We start from the raw sequence: 16,518 nt of genomic DNA on the forward strand, positions 1-16,518 counted from the left end.
ACTTCGGGGCAAGAGCTACGGTTCATGACAAACCTCACACAGATCATATAGTGGACGAATAGGAAATAAGATGGCAGAAAAACTTTGGGGCAGCGCCGCAGAGGCGCTGGCCGGAACCATCCAGGACGGAATGGTCCTCGCCGTCGGGGGATTCGGCCTCAGCGGCATCCCCCGGGACCTCATCGAGGCGGTACGCGACAGCGGCGCGCGTAACTTGACTGTCGTATCCAACAACATGGGCGTGGACGGCAAGGGACTGGGCCTGCTGCTGGAGAACCAGCAGGTGAGCAAGGTTCTGGCTTCCTACGTCGGGGAAAACAAGCTCTTTGCAGAGCAATACCTGGCAGGCACGCTCGATGTTGAATTCGTTCCGCAGGGAACCCTCGCGGAGCGTCTGCGCGCTGGCGGAGCAGGCGTCCCCGCCTTCTACACTCCCACCGGCGTTGGCACGCCAATCGCGGAGGGTAAGCCTGAAGCAGAATTCGATGGCCAGCGTTGCATCCTGGAACGCGGCATCGTTGCAGACGTCGCCTTGGTCCGCGCCCACCAGGCAGACCGCGAAGGTAACCTCCGCTACAGAATGACTGCCCGCAACTTCAACCCCCTCGTCGCAGCGGCCGGCCGAACGACCATCGCTGAAGCCGAAGAAGTAGTCGATGGTTACTTGGACCCCGAGGACGTAATCACACCAGGGGTCTTCGTGCAGCGAGTGGTGCGCGTCGTCAATCAGACCAAAGACATCGAACAGCGGACCGTACGGGTCCGCGCGGAGGTATGAAATCATGTGGACCCGTGATGAAATGGCGGCCATCGCCGCCAGTGAACTCGAAGACGGCCAGTACGTGAATCTGGGCATCGGAATCCCCACGTTGGTGGCCAACCATCTGCCCGAGGGCGTGCGCGTTACTCTCCAAAGCGAGAACGGCCTGCTGGGCATGGGCCCGTTCCCCTACGAAGGCGACGAGGACGCGGACCTCATCAACGCCGGCAAACAGACCGTCACAGTTCTGCCGGGCGGCAGCTTTTTTGACTCCGCTGTCTCCTTCGGCATGATCCGTGGCGGACACGTGCAGACCGCCATCCTTGGTGCCCTGCAGGTATCGGGAGCAGGAGACCTGGCTAACTGGACCATTCCGGGAAAGCTCGTGAAGGGTATGGGCGGTGCCATGGACCTTGTCGCCGGCACACCGCGGGTGATCGTGGTCACCGACCATGTAGCCAAAGACGGTACCCCGAAGATCGTGTCCGAGTGCGACCTTCCGCTGACCGGTGTTGGCGTTGTCGACCGCATCATCAGCGACCGTGCAGTCTTCGATGTAGTGGACGGCGCTCTTGTCCTGCGCCAAATTGCCCCAGGGCATACCGTCGAAGAACTTCGCGCTCAGACCGGGGCGCCCTTCACCGTTGCCCTCGAGCCGGCTTCCGGTGACCCCGGGGCACTCCGGCAGGCGGACACCGCTGAGACCGTATCCGAGGCCGTCGGGGCAGACGCATGAGCGCGCTGATCGCCGGCTACGCCCGGACACCGTTCGCCCGGTTCAACGGACAATTCGCCTCCATCCCGGCCACAGCCCTTGGCTCTCACGCGATCGCGGCAGCGCTTAGCCGTGCCGGCGTGAATCCGCAGGAAGTCCAAAGAGTGATCGCCGGACACGTCCTGCAGGGCGGAGCGGGTCAAAACCCCGCCCGACAGTCTGCCGTAGCGGCAGGAATCCCCTTGAGCGTCCCGGCAATCACGCTAAATGCAGTGTGCCTGTCGGGCATCGAGGCCGTCGCTTCCGCCGCACGGCTGATCGACAGCGGTGAGGCGGACATTGTCGTAGCGCTCGGCCAGGAGTCCATGTCCTTGGCTCCTCACGTGTTCAATGCGAGGGCCGGACAAAAGTACGGGGCATTGCAGGTCGTGGACACACTGGAATTCGACGGCCTTACTGATGCCTTCGAACGCCGATCGATGGGGATCTCCACCGAGGACGGCAATACCGACTACGGTCTGGACAGGGCAAGCCAAGATGCATGGGCAGCGGTCTCGCACCAGCGTGCCGAGGCACATGCCGCCTTCCATGCCCAAGAAATCGCCCCTTACACGATCACCTCGCGCCGTGGAGATAGCGTAGTCGCCGGTGACGACGGAGTTCGGAACGGGACGACCTCCGAGTCCCTCGCAGCCCTGCGTCCGGCCTTCAGCAAAGAAGGGACCATCACGGCCGGAAACTCGTCGCAAATCACAGACGGCGCCGCCGCATTGGTCCTCGTCAGCCAAGCAGTTGCTGCAAGGTTGGGCCTGTCCCCAATCGCTGCAGTGGAAGCGCATGCCTTCGTGGCCGGGCCTGACGTGCGGCTGCACGACCAGCCCGCCAATGCCATCCTGGCCGCACTCAAGAAGGTCAACGCCGGAGTAGAAGACCTGGCGGCCGTGGAGATCAACGAGGCGTTCGCCGCGGTGGCCGTCCAATCGGTCCGCACACTCGGAATCAGCCCCGATATCGTCAATACCCGTGGCGGCGCGATCGCCCTCGGGCACCCCATCGGAGCCTCAGGCGCACGCATTGTCGGAACACTGGCACGTCAACTTGCCGAGCAGGGATCGGGTGAGCTGGGCGCCGCGGGAATCTGCGGCGGAGGCGGACAGGGATCCGCTCTCGTTCTCAGGTCGCTCTAATCCGATGACTACGAGCACGAAGCTTTTGCCAGAGCAACTGAACAGGCCCACCCAGTATGGTTATCGGAGATCGGTAGTGGCGAACTGGTGCGAGCTCATACCAGGTGACACCGTGCTGCTGCTCGGCCCCGGGGCCGACCAGAGCCACAGGGGAACGGTAGACGCCATTTTGGCGGACGGCACCGTCATGTGGCTACTACTAGAGCATGCAGGCGGTCGGAAATTATTCCATCACGTCGACGGGTATCAGACACTCGTCGATCCTGTCAGTACCTGAGGACAGTGACAGGAAAATTTTCAGACTCCCGGCGCTGGCGCGGACACGCAACACGCAACCCGAAAGTCGGGGCCAGCGCCGGGCTCCTAGGCGCCTTGCCATATTGAACGCTCGGTCATTGAGGAGCGCCAGCGGGAAGGCATCGCCTGGGCTAAACAGCGCGGCGCCTACAAAGGACGGAAAAATGCCGCCGAGCTGATCCAACGCCCCGGAAGCGGCGTCCCGAAGTAGGGAAATCGTCTACCAGTACCTGCACGACCAAGCTGGAGTGAGCCGCTCCCCTGCAGGCGCCGTCGTTGTGCCTTACCCCGCGGCCGTTACTGGTATGCGTGCATATTGGATTTCGAACTATTCGAGCCTTCTGACATCGCCGTAGGACCAGTCTGATCAAAGTAGCGAACGACCTCACGGGCAACCGGAGTCACCAAGGCCGGAAACTTGGCTCGCCTGCCGCGTATACGTCCAGATGGGGAACACCCCCAACCTGACATCAGACGAGTCACAAAATGCGGCAAGATGACGCCCCAATTGCTTTTCCCTGACACGCGGCTGCTAGATTCTCAGACCACAATCCGACACCTAGTGGTGGCAGATCAAGGGATCTGTGAGTCCGGACAGCGTCGAAAAACAAGACGCATTCCTGCCGCCCAGACCGGCGCCCAGGGGTCCCTCAATTTGTTGGGCTGGGATCGCGGCTGGTCACCAACGGAACCCTGCAGTTCGTCGCACCGACTACCCTGCGAGTCGCATTATGAGCACGATAACCAGCATCGAGACTCGACGGCTGCACCCCGCGCCCCGTCGACCTCGCGTCTGCACCCGGCCGGTCCCGAGGAGGCGCTTGGAAGTTCAGGGCCCCTATCTGCCCTACATACACGAGCCAGTTGGCGACACCGAACATCTGGACAACCTGGTCGCCAGCGAACTGTCCATGGGATTTACCGTCGATGCCGACACAGGGTGGAGATTGCTCAACGGCCTGGACGTCATAGACCTCACCCTGCAAGACCAGGGCCCTATCTCAGCCTTTGAAATGCCCGGCCCACTTGGATTCCGATGACCACGTTTACATAGCCGCCGGAGCTAGAGGAGCGCGACCTCCAGGACCTGGAAGTCGTCGGCGGAGTGCCGGCCCACCATGATCTGATATGCCCCCGGCTCGAATTTCCAGCCGTCGTCGTAGTGGGCGAAGGCCCGGGCAGGAATGCGGACCTCCACGGAATCGGTTCCGCCGGGCGCCAGGTGAGTGGTGTTGAATCCAGCGAGCCAGCGCACGGGGCGTTCTATTGTAGAGTCCCGACGCGCCAAGTACACCTGAATGGTTTCTCTGCCTGTGCGCCCGCCGGTGTTCTTGACCGGAACGTGCACTATAACGTCCCGCCCTGCCTGAACAGACAAGGGAGCATGGGGCCGTCCCAGGTCGAACGTGGTGTAGCCGAGGCCGAAGCCGAAGGGCAGTGCGGGGGCGGCCCCGCCTGAGGCCTGCTGCTTGAGCCAGGCACGGTAGCCGATGTGGATTCCTTCGGAGTACTTCACTTTGCCGTCTACGGGGGTGGTATTCAGCACGGGAACGTCTTCAAGGGCCGCCGGCCAGGTGGTAGGAAGCCGGCCTCCGGGTTCCTCTGTGCCGATCAGGATGTCGGCTATGGCCATGCCGAACTCTTGGCCTCCGAACCAGCCGAGCAGGACGGCTCCCACCTTGTCGATCCAGGGCATCAGAACCGGCGAACCTGCGTTGACCACGACGACGGTGCGCGGGTTGGCCGCAGCAACTGCTTCTACCAGCCGGTTCTGGCTTCCGGGCAAGTTAAGATCCTTGCGGTCGAAGCCTTCGGACTCAATCGAGGCGCTGGTTCCCACGACCACCACGGCGACGTCGGACTTCCGTGCCGCGGCCACCGCGGCGGCAATTTCCGTCTCCGGGTCAGCCACGATGGTCTCCGCGCCGAGGAGGATCGCGGTGAATGGGATCACTTGCTCGGGCGGTAGCTGGTAGGTGGCGTCGATGCGGATTCGCTGCCCTGAGGTGGTTTCGATTGAGTGCACCGTCTGTGGCGGGTCGAAGAGCGCGGCGCCCAAAACATCAGTGTTATCGATCAGTTCGCCGTTGAATACCTCGTCACCGTCGAGAGCCAGCCGGACGTTGCCGACCGTCCCCACCCCCAGGTGCTGAATGCCGGCCGTCTGGGCGATCCACTCGGTTTCCATCCGGATGGCCGCCGTGCCTTCGGGGATTCCGACGCCGAACCAGATGAGGTGGGAGGCGAGCCGGTCCTCACCGGAGAGCACTGCGCCGTCGGCGTCCAGGAAGGTCACGCGCAGGCCGGGCGCGTTGGAAACCGGGTTGTGAAGAGCGGTTCGAGCAAAGGGCTGCAGACCCTCTGCCACCTTGGCTCCGCGCGTATAGGTGACGCTGATGTTGTCGGGCAACACCTTCCGCACCCCTTCGAGGGGCGAAACGGCGTATTTGGGCATCACGGTGGCGCTGCCGCCGCCTTGGATGCGTGCTTCGTCGGCATTGTGGCCGATGACGGCGACGCGGTCCAGGCTCTTAACGTTGAGGGGCAGAAGCCCGCCCTCGTTGCGAACCAGCACGGAGCCGCGGATGGCGATTTCACGCGCCAAGGCTGCCCCGTCAAGTCGGGCGGGGAGCTCCGACACGGCCGGACCGAAACCGTCAAGGGAGCCCACGCGCGCGGCCAGGCGCAGGATGCGGACCACCTTTTCCAGGATCTTCTCGCGGCTGACACGTCCGTCCTCGACGGCGGCTAGGAGTTTGTCGCCCCAGTGACCCACGGGACCGGGCATCTCCAGGTCCTGGTGAGCATTGGCAGCTTCAACAGAACGGACGCCTGTCCAGTCGGAAACCACGACGCCGTCGAAGCCCCACTCGGTGGACAGCGGTGTTTCCAACAGCTTGTTCTCACTGGCGGTGGTGCCGTTGATCGAGTTGTAGGAACTCATGACAAGCCACGCCCTCGCCTCCACGACAGCATCCTCAAAGGCGGCTAGATAGAGCTCGCGCAGCGGGCGCTCATCCACCACTGAGTCCGCGGTAAAGCGCTCCGTTTCGGCCTCGTTCGCCAGGTAATGCTTGGGGGTGGCACCCACGCCCATGGACTGGACGCCTGCCACGTAGCCGGCCGCCATCACCGCGGTCAGCCTGGGATCCTCGCTCATGCATTCGAAGTGCCGGCCGCCCAGCGGGGAGCGATGCAGGTTGATGGTGGGACCGAGGACCGCGTGGACGCCCTTGCGCCGCGCCTCCTGCCCAAGGACCTGGCCAGAGCGGCGGGCGAGATCCACACTCCAGGTTGCGGACAGAGCCGACGATGAAGGCAGGGAGATTGAATCGTGCCGTTCGTCGAAGTCTTCGCCGCGGACGCCGGATGGCCCGTCGGAAAGAACAACGCGCTTGAGCCCGATTTCGGGAATGGCCTGCGTGGACCAGACGTCAGCACCGGTCAGGAGACGGACCTGCTGTTGGAGGCTGAGACTTCGGGCGAGTTCGAGGATTCGGATATCCGAGTCGTTTGATTCTGTTCCCATGGTTTTGGATGCCGCGGTTTCCGCCGCCGTCGGGGACTGCGCGAGGTTCACAGGCTGGACTCCTTAGATGTGAATGGCGGCCCTCCTTTGGGCCATCCACAAGATCGTAACGTCAAAAGCCAAGTGCGACTAGATTTTGAATGAAATAAACTTACCGAATGTCCTCATCAAAGGCCCGCGGGCCGTACGCCAAAGGCACCGAACGCCGCGAGCAAATCATTCAGACGGCAACGAACGTTTTCGCCACCGAGGGCTTCGAGGGAACAGCCCTGAAGCGGGTTGCCGAGCTGGTAGGCGTGCGGGAGGCGACCCTCTTCCACTACTTCAAGGGCAAACAGGAACTATTGACTGCCGTGCTTGCCGAGCGGGACAAGCGGGGGTCCGGCCTTACTGCGAATGCCGCCGACAACCTCGATGCCATGAAAGATGTGGCGAAGAGAAACAATGGCGAGCCCGGCCTGACCACCCTCTATGCAGTGGCCTCCGCCACCGCCAATGATCCCGGGCATGCATCCCACGAATACTTCAAAGATCGTTACGCCTGGCTTGTCCATGAACTGACGGCGGATATCGTGCGGAGACAGGACGCGGGGAAAGCCCGGAACGATGTCCCGGCAGAGTGGCTCGCACGCCTCGTCGTCGCCGCATTTGACGGCCTCCAGGTGCAATGGCTCTACGACAAAAAGGTTGACGTAGCCGCCGGACTGAGTTGCCTCATCGACTCCCTGCTCAAGCCCACGTCCTGACACCCAGCCCTTGGTGAACCTGCGGCGCCTATTCCTCTGACCGGCCGTAGAGAGGCGGTTCGCTGGCGCCCATGAAGGAGCCTGCGCCCAGAGTCCGGGAATGCATGCGTCGGTGAGTCATTTGTTGCACCTGCCTGCGGATGAAAGCCCAGCGGCCGATGCGGCCACCGTTATTGCTCGCTGCTCCTGCACTGCTGGGCCGCGAATTTTGGCAATTAATGGCAAACGCTGGCCCCGGTTGCCACCGTCGCCTAAAGTCTAGGGCAACTCGGTTTTGAGATCACGATCACAGGGATCTGCGAACCGAAGCCCAATACAAGGAGTCTGAACAATGAAGTTGAGCACAAAGGCCATGCTGATTACTGCAGCGGCTTCCCTAGCAATGACCGGCTGCGCTTCGGGCGGGGTCGCCGCCTCGGGTGGCACGTCCGGACAGCAGGCCCTGACCCTCGGTATCCTCGGCGAGCCGCGCTCCTGGGATTCCTCTCAGGCAAACGTGGGCCACGGCCTGCAGCCCTATCAAGTAGCGTACGATTCCCTGCTTCTCCGGGAGCCGGACGGCAAGCTCAGCCCGATGCTGGCAACCAAATGGCAGTACAACCAGGACAACACCGTTCTGACCCTGGATCTGAGGACGGACGTGACCTTCAGCGACGGGGAGAAGTTCGATGCCACGGCAGCAAAGGCCAATCTGGACAACTTCCGCAAAGCGAACGGGCCCCAGATGTCCCAGCTCGCTGCAGTGAAGGAGGTCAAGGCGGTGGATGCCCACACCGTAGAGCTGGACCTGAACGCCGCGGACCCCTCCATGGAATACTATCTCAGCCAGGCAGCCGGACTGATGGGCAGCCCCAAGGCGCTGGGAACCGACGGCATGAAGACCCAGCCGGTCGGCACCGGGCCGTACGTCATGGACAAAGCTGCCTCCGTCCCCGGATCACAGCTGGTTTTCACCGCCCGCAAGGACTACTGGAACAAAGACCTCCAGAAATTCTCCAAGATCACCTTGAAGACCCTTCAGGACCCGACGGCCCGGACCAACGCACTGGTCTCCGGCCAGGTGGACGCAACACTCCTTGACCCCAAGACCGGCAAGCAGGCCGAAAGCTCCGGCATGAAGCTTGTGTCCAACCAGGTGGACTGGACCGGCCTGCTGCTGCTGGACCGCAATGGTGAGGTCAACAAGCCGCTCGGAGATGTGCGGGTGCGTCAGGCCATCAACTACGCCTTCGACCGTAAGACAATCCTCGATCAGGTGCGGCTGGGCCGCGGCACGGCCACGAGCCAGGTGTTCGGGAAAGACAGCGGCGCGTGGGTCGAGGACCTCGAGAACAAGTACCCTTACGACCCGGCGAAGGCCAAAGCCCTGCTCAAAGAAGCCGGTTACAGCACGGGCGTCACCCTCGACATGCCCGCCCTGCCTGCCGAGGAACCCACTCTGCTCGCTGTCCTCAAGCAGCAGCTCGCCGACGTCGGTATCACTCTGAACGTCGGTGCACCTATCGCCAACACGTTCGCGTCTGACGTTGCCGCCAAAAAGTATTCCGCCATCGAGTTCAACCTGTTCCAAGGCGAGCCATGGGTGGCGATCAACCAGATGATCTCCACCAAAGCCCTCTACAACCCGTTCAAGTCCATGACACCGGAACTGCAGGCCAAGATCGACGCGGTACAGACAGCGGGCAAGGACTCCGCAAAGAAGGCCCAGGAGGTCAACCGTTATGTGACAGAGAACGCCTGGTTCGCTCCCCTGTTCCGGGTCGACCAAATGTATTACCACAACTCAAAAATCACGGTGACCCCGCAAGTCCAGCAGGCCGTCCCCTCCATCTACAACTACGCGCCGGCCAAGTAGGCGCCCGCCGGGCTGTGCGGAGCCCAGGAAATTGGCTCCGCACAACTAGACCAACTCTGACACTCGATCCGGAGCATCCTCATGTTCTCCTTCATTCTTAAGCGCCTCGCAAGCGGCCTCGTCGTGCTGATTACCGTCTCGGCCCTGACCTTCTTCCTGCTCTATTTCTCCAGCGGCAGCATCGCCCGCAACATCGTCGGAGACCAGGCCAGCGCCGCGCAGGTAGCCGCGAAAGAGGCCGAGCTGGGACTCGACCAGCCACTCATCGTCCGCTACCTCTCGTGGCTGACATCCGCCGCAACGGGAGACTTCGGCCGCTCCTGGTTCACTTCGGAACCGGTAACGCAGGCCCTCTCCAGCCGTATTCCGGTGACGATGGTGATGGTCTTCTCCGCCATGCTCTTCATCGCCGTCATCGCCGCGCTCCTTGGCGTGGCCGCCGCCGTGAAACGCGGCTGGGTGGACCGGGTAGTCCAGGTGGCAGCCATCGCCGGAGACGCGATCCCCGGCTTCGTGATCGGCATCGTCCTGGTCACCTTCCTGGCCATCCAGCTCAAGCTCTTCCCTGCCACCAGCACCATCGCCCCGGACGCATCGGCCGACGCCTGGATCCTTTCGCTGGCCCTGCCGGTGCTGGCACTGGTTCTGAACGGCGTCACCGGCGGAGCCCAGCAAATCCGCTCCGCCGTCATCAAACAGCTCGAGCGCGATTACGTCCGAACCCTGCGCAGCCGTGGCTTCGGGGAGGGCGAGATCATCTTCAAACACGTCCTCCGCAGCGCGGCACCCGCCGGGCTGACGGTCCTGAGCCTGCAGCTGATCGGCATGCTCGGCGGCGTGGTCATCATCGAATCCATCTTCGCGCTGCCGGGCATCGGCCCGCTCGCGGTCTCCTCGACCAGCCAAGGCGACCTTCCGGTGGTCATGGGCGTGGTGATGTACACCGTCGCCGTGGTCATCGTCGTCAACCTCGTCGTCGACCTCCTCAACGGCTGGCTAAACCCCAAGGTACGTGTCTCATGAGCGCTCTAACCGCCCAAGTAAACCTTCCCCCCACCGACAGCGGGCAATCGCGTCCCGTTGTGCGTTCCAGCCCGCTCCGCCGCCTGCTGAAGAACCCCATGGGGCTGATCGCCCTGACGGTACTGGCCGCAATGGTGACTCTTGCCGTGCTCGCCCCCGTTCTCGCGCCCTTCGACGAGAACCATGCGAACATCGCCAAGACGCTCGCCAGCCCTGACGGTGTGAACATCCTGGGCACTGACAGCGCGGGCCGCGACGTCTGGAGCCGTCTGCTCCACGGCGCCCAACTTACCCTGCTCTCGGGCCTCCTCTGCGCAATTGTGGCCATCGCCATTGGACTACCCAGCGGGCTGGTGGCGGGCTATTACAGCGGCTTCTTCGACACGGCGTCCAACTGGATCGTCTCCGTTCTAATGAGCCTGCCCGGGTTGATCGTCCTACTGGCCATCCGTGCATCCTTCGGGCCGTCCGTCTGGATTGCGATGATCGCGTTCGGCATCCTGATCAGCCCGAGTTACTTCCGCCTGACGCGCAGCGCCGTTCAGTCAGTCCGCAATGAGCTCTACGTCGACGCGGCCAGAGTCTCCGGGGTTTCCGACGCCAGCATCGTCGGCCGCCACGTCTTCTCCGTGGTGCGGGCCCCCATCGTCATCCAGACGGCGGCCGTCTGCGGCATCGCCATCGCCGTCCAGTCCGGACTCGAGTTCCTGGGCCTCGGGGACCCCTCAAAGGCGACCTGGGGCGTCATGCTCAACGATGGCTTCAAGAACGTCTACCTCGCGCCTCAGCTACTGCTATGGCCTGCCCTGGCGATCGGCGTGACGATCGGCGCTTTGGTCTTGCTCGGGAACGCCGTCCGTGATGCCTTGGAAGACACAGACAAGATCCGCGAGGTCAAAGCCGTCGACGACGCCGAGGGCGCCAATACGGCAGCGGCTCTGGGAGCCGCCTCCGGCCGCGTTGACCTCCACCATACCGGGCCCAGGCTCCGGAGCCGGAGCAGCAAGCAGCCGCCTCCAGTGGAGGAAGGCACGAAACACCACCTCCTCAAAGTCTCACACCTGGCGGTGGGCTATCCGCAGGCCGACGGCACCGTGAAGAGAGTGGTGGACGATGTCTCCTTCCACGTCGATCGAGGTGAAATCGTCGGAATCGTCGGCGAGTCGGGCTCAGGGAAGTCCCAGACCGCGTTCTCCATCCTCGGGCTGCTTCCCGACACTGCCCGCATCGTCGCCGGCTCCATCCAGTTCGACGGCTCCTACACGGTCGCCCCCTCCGACGATCGCGTTGACCAGCACCGGCTCAGTAAAGTCCGCGGAAGCCGGATCAGCTATATCCCGCAAGAGCCCATGAGCAACCTCGATCCCGCCTTCACTGTTGGGTACCAGCTGATGACCCCCATGGTCCGCGTGCTGGGCATCTCGAAGGCCGAAGCCAAAGCCCGGGCACTTAAGCTGCTCGCAGATGTGGGAATCCCGAGCCCCGATCGGACCTTCACCGCCTACCCCCATGAAATTTCCGGCGGTATGGCCCAGCGCGTGCTGATCGCCGGAGCCATTAGCTGCGAGCCGGACCTGATCATCGCCGATGAGCCCACCACCGCCCTCGACGTCACGGTGCAGGCCGAGGTCCTGGATCTGATCCGCGAACTGCAGTCCCGCCTCGGGATCGGCGTCGTCCTCGTCACCCACAACTTTGGCGTGGTGGCGGACCTCTGTAACCGCGTCGTGGTGATGCAGAACGGCCGGCTCGTCGAGGAGGGCGCTGTCAGGGACATCCTTAGTGCCCCGAAAGACCCCTACACCCAGACGCTGCTGGCCTCGATGCTTGAGGGCAAGGAGCCCATGACAATGCTCACCGCCCAGTCCACGCTTGCGGCAGGGGACGTAATCGAGAAGGAGGCCATCAGATGAGCCCCAAGACACTGCTCGAAGTCGAGAATCTCGTAGTCGAGTACCCCCGGAAGGGCTTTCGCGTCGCCCCATTCCGTGCATTGAGGGGAGTAAGCGTCGATGTCGGCCCAGGAGAAACCTTAGGCCTGGTCGGCGAATCCGGCTCCGGCAAAACCACACTGGGCCGGGCGGTCCTGGGCCTGGCCCCCGTGACCAAGGGGGGCATTCTGTTCGAGGGCCGGGACGTTAGCCTCTCATCCCGGAAAGAACGGCGCGCGCTGTCTCGGGACATCCAGGTCGTCTTCCAGGATCCCTACACCTCCCTGAACCCTGCGATGAAAATCGGAGACATACTGGCCGAACCGCTCTACGTGCAAGGTCAGAGCCCGGCCGCGGCACGGGCACGTGTGAACGAACTTCTCGACCAGGTCGCCCTGCCTGCTGACGCCATCCACCGCCTTCCCCGGGAGTTCTCCGGTGGGCAGCGCCAACGGATCGCCATCGCCCGGGCACTGGCACTCTCACCAAAGCTCATCGTTTGCGACGAGCCTGTCTCTGCCCTTGACCTGTCCACCCAGGCCCGGGTATTGGACCTCTTCCTGCAGATCCAACAGGACACCGGAGTGGCCTACCTGTTCATCTCCCATGATCTGGACGTGGTCCGGCACATCAGCCACCGCGTCGCGGTGATGTACCACGGCGAGATTGTCGAGCAGGGGCCGGCTGAGCAAGTGACCCGAGCCCCGCAGCACCCCTACACCCAACGTCTGTTGCTCGCCTCCCCCGTCCCCGACCCCGACCGACAGGCCGCCCGACGGGATGCCCGCAAGGCGCTCCGTGCGAGCTGGCCGGACGCCGTCCCAGTCTGACCCCTAGCTATCGAAGGATCAAGAATGTTGAAACCCCAGGACAGCCCCACCCGCGAACTAGTCAACCTCGACGGACTCTACAGGTTCAAGGTCGATTCCGACCGCACCGGCTTCAGCGACGGCTGGCAGAACCAGCGGCTGGACACCGAGCTCGAAATGGGCGTGCCGGCCAGCTACAACGACGTATTCGCCGACAAGGCCATCCGGGAGCACGTCGGCTGGGTCTGGTACCAGCGCGACGTCCGCGTCCCGCGCGGCTGGGCGGGAGAGCGCATCCACCTCAGGCTGGACTCGGCGACGCACCAGGGCAAAGTCTTCGTCGACGGCGCCCTGGTCGCCGAGCACGTAGGCGGATACACGCCGTTCGGGGCGGACATCACCGAACACGTCGCACCTGGAGAGGCATTCCGGCTGACCATTGCTGTGAACAACGAGCTCACGCAGGCCACCATCCCGCCAGGCAGCCTCACGGTCACGGAGGACGGACGCCTCCAACAACGGTATCTTCACGACTTCTACAATTACGCCGGCCTGCACCGCAGCGTCTGGCTGCACAGCACCCCGTCGGTGCGGGTGGACGATGTCACTGTCGTGACCGGATTTGAGGGCGCCACGGGTTTGGTGGAGTACAGCATCAGGCTCGCGGGTAGCCGTGCTGCCGATAATGTGTCCATCCGCGTTCTCGACGCGGAGGGCCGGGAAGTCGCCAGAGGCACCGGCGCGGAGGGCACGGTGGTGATTTCCGACGTCGTGCTCTGGCAGCCCGGCAAGGGCTACCTGTACAACCTGGTCGCCGAAGTCCACGACAACGACATTCTGCTCGACTCGTACAGTCAGCCCTTTGGGGTACGTACCGTCGAGGTCCGCGGCAAGCAATTCCTCATCAACGGCGAGCCCTTCTACTTCACCGGCTTCGGCATGCACGAGGACCATGTCACCATCGGCAAAGGCCACAGCGACGCCCAGATGATAAACGACTTCGAGCTTTTGAAGTGGACCGGCGCCAACTCCTTCCGCACCTCGCACTACCCCTACGCAGAAGAAGTTCTCGATTTCGCCGACCGGCACGGCATCGTCGTAATCGACGAGACCGCGGCCGTGGGGCTCAACGCCGCGTTTGCCGGCTTCTTCGGCGAAGGCGGCAAACGCACCTACGCAGAGGACTTCGTCAATGAGGAGACCGCCTCCAGCCACCGCCAGGCCATTACCGAACTCATTGCCAGGGACAAGAACCACCCGTCGGTGGTCATCTGGTCCATCGCCAACGAACCTGACGCAACCGAAGAAGGCGCGCGGACCTACTTTGAGCCCCTCGCAGCCCTCACCCGAAAACTGGACTCCACCAGGCCCGTCGGATTCGTCAATGAAACCCGGGGCACCCCGAGTACCGACCGTATAGCCGACCTCTTCGACATTTTGATGCTGAACCGCTACTACGGCTGGTACACCCACACAGGAGACCTCAGGACCGCCGAACGGGCGCTCGAGAAGGAACTGCAGGAGTGGGAGAGCACGTACGGAAAACCCATCATCATCACGGAATACGGCGCAGATACCATGCCCGGTCTCCACTCCCTGTACGAACAGCCGTGGAGCGAAGAATATCAGTCAGCGTTCCTCGAGATGCACCACCGTGTCTTCGACCGTGTTGGGGCAGTCGCCGGAGAACATGTCTGGAACTTCGCCGACTTCCAGACATCAAGCGGAGTCATTCGAGTGGACGGCAACAAAAAGGGCGCCTTCACCCGCGACCGTCGTCCCAAAGCGGCTGCCCACACATTACGCAGGAGATGGAGTAAGCTGCAGAATCGCAAGCCCGGGGTCCCATCGTGAACGACCCCACGAAGACACGCCGGCAGCCGCCGAGGCAGTGTTAGATATCCGTTGGCCCGCGAGCTCATCGTCGAAGGCCGGCTCGGCACCGTTCGGCACGTCCGAGCCGCGTACCTGCAGGCTGGCTAACCGACGCCCAGGCCATCGACCAGGTCCTCTTCCTCCTCGGCGGCCAGGCTAATGAAGTGTCCGGCCAGCTGAACACCTTCGTGGCCCAGCGTCCCTGCGCGCAGGGTCCGGAACAAGTAACAGTCGACGACGCCGTCTGGGCCACGCTGACCCTCACCTCCGGGGGCATCGCCTCAGTGGACGTCTCCCGGGTGGCCACCGGACGGAAAGACAGCCTCCAGATCGAGGTCTACGGCGAAAAGGACAGCCTGCTGTTCGACCTGGAAAACCTTAACGAACTCGGCTTCCTCGACGCCACCGTTCCAGTCCGCGAACAGGACGCCGTCGAAGCCCCACTCGGTGGACAGCGGCGTTTCCAACATCTTGTTCTCACTGGCGGTGGTGCCATTGATGGAGTTGTAGGAAGTCAGTCTCGGGTTCCGAACCGGCGAAGCAGTGCTGCCGTTGTGGCCATGAGCGCGACGAGGGCCACGTACCAGCAAGTGGTGGCAAAGAGCCCGAGGACAGGCGCAAGCAGTCCGGCCACCACGGCCGGCACGCTGAAGGCTGTGTAACAGACTACGAACACCGCTGCCAATACCTCGGCCCGCTCGCCAGGCTGAATGAGCGGCAGGAGAGACTGCAGGGCTCCTGAAAAGGCCGTGCCGAAGCCCGTTCCCGTAATTATCACCGCGACGTAATACATCCACAGCGATCCCATGGCAACCGCTCCAATCGCCAGGGCGCTTCCAATGGCAATTGAAGTCGTGCCGTACAGGGAGATGGAGCGCGCCGTGCGGCGGCGCATCAAGAATCCTGCTACGGCACCTGACCCGGCCAGCAGTGCAACCACCAGGCCGCGGGCAAGGTGAGAGTTTTCGTGGAATTGCGTTGCGATGATGACCGGCCCTAGCGAGAGGTACAAGCCGCCTGTCGCCCATCCGGCGAAGATGGCCGGCACGGCATAGATGAACGCCTTCCGCATACTGTTGGGCAGGGAAGCGCGTGGCCGCAAAGACGCCCACACACCATTAAGCCGCCGGGATGTCTCGGGAAGGCACCAGATGGCACCCGCGATCAGCAGGTACGTCACCAAGAGGGTGCCGAATACCATCGTTGCCCCATCTTCGAAGACAAATAGGACGAATCCGGCAACCAGGCCGCCAATCGCCAAGCCGGACATTGCCGACACCGAGTTCCAAGCAGCGGCGGATCCGGGCTTATGTCGGGGTTCCAAATCGACTACCGTGGCCGAAAGGGCAGAAAGCAGCAGTCCACTGGCACCTCCCTGCACGATACGGGAGGCGATGAATGCCTGGGAAGTGTCTGCATGCCAGAACAGAAACACGCTGATGGCCAAGAGCCCGAAGCCTGCGGATAGGACGGGGCGCCGGCCCACATGGTCGGACAGCGATCCGCCGACGAGCAGCAGCGCAAGAAGGGCTACTGCATAGACGGCGAACACCACCGTGATCGTGACCGGCGCGAATCCGAACTTGGCCTGAAGGATCGGGTAGAAAGGCGATGGAGCGCTGGCGCCGGCCATCATCGCTGTGGTGGCGAACAGTGCGAGACGAAAGCCCCAGCGCTTACGCGGTCCGCTGGTGTCAGTAGGTGTCGAACGCTCGACACCTACAGCGCGGCCAACGTCCAGAACGTTCGAATTATTTGGAACCATCACAGGAGCGTACAACACGTGCTCCC

General features: G+C 63.0%; 12 protein-coding genes and 2 pseudogenes. 12 read left to right on the forward strand and 2 right to left on the reverse strand.

Annotated elements, in window-relative coordinates; translation table 11 throughout:
- Window positions 1–70 precede the first annotated feature (70 nt).
- The 5 genes and pseudogenes from AB0O52_RS18480 (at window position 71) to AB0O52_RS18500 (ending at window position 3,999) form a co-directional block, all read left to right on the forward strand.
- Window positions 71–778, forward strand: coding sequence for a CoA transferase subunit A (locus tag AB0O52_RS18480; protein WP_364540573.1), 708 nt, complete (start codon window positions 71–73; stop codon window positions 776–778).
- 1 nt (window position 779) lies between these two features.
- A complete protein-coding gene (locus tag AB0O52_RS18485) occupies window positions 780–1,496 on the forward strand; it encodes a CoA transferase subunit B (RefSeq protein ID WP_364540680.1) in 717 nt (238 codons plus the stop codon).
- Window positions 1,493–2,662: an acetyl-CoA C-acyltransferase gene (locus AB0O52_RS18490; protein WP_364540576.1), complete on the forward strand. Its 1,170-nt coding sequence runs from the start codon at window positions 1,493–1,495 to the stop codon at window positions 2,660–2,662. The genes AB0O52_RS18485 and AB0O52_RS18490 overlap by 4 nt, the downstream gene beginning before the upstream one ends.
- A 382-nt stretch (window positions 2,663–3,044) precedes the next feature.
- A pseudogene (locus tag AB0O52_RS18495) lies at window positions 3,045–3,315 on the forward strand (hypothetical protein); the annotation flags it as partial.
- 465 nt (window positions 3,316–3,780) lie between these two features.
- Window positions 3,781–3,999, forward strand: a complete 219-nt coding sequence (locus AB0O52_RS18500; RefSeq protein WP_364540579.1) for a hypothetical protein — start codon at window positions 3,781–3,783, stop codon at window positions 3,997–3,999.
- 23 nt (window positions 4,000–4,022) lie between these two features.
- On the opposite strand, the gene AB0O52_RS18505 is transcribed toward AB0O52_RS18500, so the two are convergent.
- On the reverse strand, window positions 4,023–6,488 hold the full coding sequence (locus AB0O52_RS18505) for a glycoside hydrolase family 3 C-terminal domain-containing protein (protein WP_364540683.1): 2,466 nt from the start codon (window positions 6,486–6,488) through the stop codon (window positions 4,023–4,025).
- Window positions 6,489–6,646: 158 nt separating this feature from the next.
- On the opposite strand from AB0O52_RS18505, the gene AB0O52_RS18510 reads away from it, so the two are divergent.
- The 7 genes and pseudogenes from AB0O52_RS18510 to AB0O52_RS18540 all read left to right on the forward strand — a co-directional run.
- Complete coding sequence (locus AB0O52_RS18510; protein WP_364540581.1) at window positions 6,647–7,234, forward strand: TetR/AcrR family transcriptional regulator; 588 nt, start codon at window positions 6,647–6,649, stop codon at window positions 7,232–7,234.
- Between the two features lie 331 nt (window positions 7,235–7,565).
- Window positions 7,566–9,089 (forward strand): ABC transporter substrate-binding protein, encoded by a 1,524-nt coding sequence (locus tag AB0O52_RS18515; protein WP_364540584.1) that lies wholly within the window; start codon window positions 7,566–7,568, stop codon window positions 9,087–9,089.
- An 81-nt stretch (window positions 9,090–9,170) separates the two neighbouring features.
- Window positions 9,171–10,112 carry an ABC transporter permease gene (locus AB0O52_RS18520; RefSeq protein ID WP_364540587.1) on the forward strand — a complete coding sequence of 314 codons (942 nt, stop codon included), beginning with the start codon at window positions 9,171–9,173 and terminating at the stop codon, window positions 10,110–10,112.
- On the forward strand, window positions 10,109–12,025 hold the full coding sequence (locus AB0O52_RS18525; protein ID WP_364540589.1) for a dipeptide/oligopeptide/nickel ABC transporter permease/ATP-binding protein: 1,917 nt from the start codon (window positions 10,109–10,111) through the stop codon (window positions 12,023–12,025). The genes AB0O52_RS18520 and AB0O52_RS18525 overlap by 4 nt, the downstream gene beginning before the upstream one ends.
- Entirely contained in the window at window positions 12,022–12,873 is an 852-nt protein-coding gene (locus AB0O52_RS18530; protein WP_364540592.1) for an ATP-binding cassette domain-containing protein, read from the forward strand. The genes AB0O52_RS18525 and AB0O52_RS18530 overlap by 4 nt, the downstream gene beginning before the upstream one ends.
- A 24-nt stretch (window positions 12,874–12,897) precedes the next feature.
- Window positions 12,898–14,706: a beta-glucuronidase gene (gene uidA, locus AB0O52_RS18535; protein WP_364540595.1), complete on the forward strand. Its 1,809-nt coding sequence runs from the start codon at window positions 12,898–12,900 to the stop codon at window positions 14,704–14,706.
- Window positions 14,707–14,757: 51 nt separating this feature from the next.
- A pseudogene (locus tag AB0O52_RS18540) lies at window positions 14,758–15,152 on the forward strand (gfo/Idh/MocA family oxidoreductase); the annotation flags it as partial.
- Window positions 15,153–15,241: 89 nt separating this feature from the next.
- Here the strand turns inward: AB0O52_RS18540 and AB0O52_RS18545 are convergent.
- Window positions 15,242–16,492 carry an MFS transporter gene (locus AB0O52_RS18545; RefSeq protein WP_364540598.1) on the reverse strand — a complete coding sequence of 417 codons (1,251 nt, stop codon included), beginning with the start codon at window positions 16,490–16,492 and terminating at the stop codon, window positions 15,242–15,244.
- Between the last annotated feature and the right edge of the window lie 26 nt (window positions 16,493–16,518).

The organism is Arthrobacter sp. NPDC080073, assembly GCF_040686575.1.
Taxonomy (GTDB): Bacteria; Actinomycetota; Actinomycetes; order Actinomycetales; family Micrococcaceae; genus Arthrobacter.

Bases quoted from the DNA above. Each gene is read 5' to 3' on its own strand.
- AB0O52_RS18510 (WP_364540581.1), top strand. From the start codon at position 6,647: ATGTCCTCATCAAAGGCCCGCGGGCCGTACGCCAAAGGCACCGAACGC.
- uidA (WP_364540595.1), top strand. From the start codon at position 12,898: ATGTTGAAACCCCAGGACAGCCCCACCCGCGAACTAGTCAACCTCGAC.
- AB0O52_RS18530 (WP_364540592.1), top strand. From the start codon at position 12,022: ATGAGCCCCAAGACACTGCTCGAAGTCGAGAATCTCGTAGTCGAGTAC.
- AB0O52_RS18525 (WP_364540589.1), top strand. From the start codon at position 10,109: ATGAGCGCTCTAACCGCCCAAGTAAACCTTCCCCCCACCGACAGCGGG.
- AB0O52_RS18545 (WP_364540598.1), bottom strand. From the start codon at position 16,492: ATGGTTCCAAATAATTCGAACGTTCTGGACGTTGGCCGCGCTGTAGGT.
- AB0O52_RS18505 (WP_364540683.1), bottom strand. From the start codon at position 6,488: ATGGGAACAGAATCAAACGACTCGGATATCCGAATCCTCGAACTCGCC.
- AB0O52_RS18515 (WP_364540584.1), top strand. From the start codon at position 7,566: ATGAAGTTGAGCACAAAGGCCATGCTGATTACTGCAGCGGCTTCCCTA.
- AB0O52_RS18490 (WP_364540576.1), top strand. From the start codon at position 1,493: ATGAGCGCGCTGATCGCCGGCTACGCCCGGACACCGTTCGCCCGGTTC.
- AB0O52_RS18520 (WP_364540587.1), top strand. From the start codon at position 9,171: ATGTTCTCCTTCATTCTTAAGCGCCTCGCAAGCGGCCTCGTCGTGCTG.
- AB0O52_RS18480 (WP_364540573.1), top strand. From the start codon at position 71: ATGGCAGAAAAACTTTGGGGCAGCGCCGCAGAGGCGCTGGCCGGAACC.